The organism is Aureimonas ureilytica, from assembly GCF_001475935.1.
Taxonomy (GTDB): Bacteria; Pseudomonadota; Alphaproteobacteria; order Rhizobiales; family Rhizobiaceae; genus Aureimonas; species Aureimonas ureilytica_A.
This window is the reverse complement of the sequence record NZ_LDQA01000164.1, coordinates 1-662: the sequence shown is the minus strand read 5'-3', so window position 1 is coordinate 662 and position 662 is coordinate 1. Positions and strand designations below refer to the sequence as shown.

Sequence of the window (662 nt, the reverse complement as noted above, 5' to 3'; positions counted from 1 at the left end):
GTCCCGCCCCCAGCCCCGCCGCCGCGCGGACTTCGGCGCCTTCGTGCCCGTTACGACCCGCTGGTCGGACAATGACGCCTACGGGCATATGAACAACGCGGCTTATTACACCTTCTTCGACACGGCGGTGACGACCTGGCTCCTACAGCAGGGCCTGCCGACGACGCCCGGCGAGACGCTGCTTTTCGTCGCCGAAACGGGCTGCCGCTATCTTTCGGAAATCGGCTTCCCCGATCAGGTGACGGTGGGCCTTGCGATCTCGCGGCTCGGCACCTCGTCCATCGCCTATGACATCGCGCTGTTTCGCAATGACGAGGACGTGGCGTCCGCCGAAGGCATCTTCGTCCATGTGCATGTAAGCGCGGCGACGCGCCGCCCCACGCCCCTGCCCGACCAGTTGCGGACGGTTCTGGAAAGGATCGTGCGATGAGCGGATCGGAGGAGCGGCTGGTCGAGCTGGAAATTCAGATCGCCCATCAGAACCGCACGATCGAGGAGTTGTCCGGCGAGATGGCGCGGCAGGGCGCGGAGCTCGACCGGCTCCGCAAGACGATGAAGGCGCTGGCCGAGCGCTTCCTGGCGCTGGAAGAGGTTGCGACGCCCCGGCCCGAGATAACCAAGCCGCCGCATTATTGAGGACCGCGCGAGCCCGTCAGGGCAGG

The 662-nt window shown here is 66.3% G+C and carries 2 protein-coding genes; both read left to right on the top strand.

What is annotated here, in order from left to right; genetic code table 11:
* A partial coding sequence (locus NS365_RS23275; protein ID WP_206612172.1) for an acyl-CoA thioesterase occupies nt 1-430 on the top strand: 430 nt, incomplete at its 5' end.
* The gene (locus NS365_RS23270) at nt 427-636 is read left to right on the top strand and encodes a SlyX family protein (protein WP_058602634.1); all 210 of its coding nucleotides are present in this window, start codon (nt 427-429) and stop codon (nt 634-636) included. The genes NS365_RS23275 and NS365_RS23270, both read left to right, overlap by 4 nt.
* Nucleotides 637-662 lie beyond the last annotated feature (26 nt).

Excerpts from the sequence above, each read along its gene's own strand:
- NS365_RS23270 (WP_058602634.1), top strand. The coding sequence starts at position 427 with ATGAGCGGATCGGAGGAGCGGCTGGTCGAGCTGGAAATTCAGATCGCC.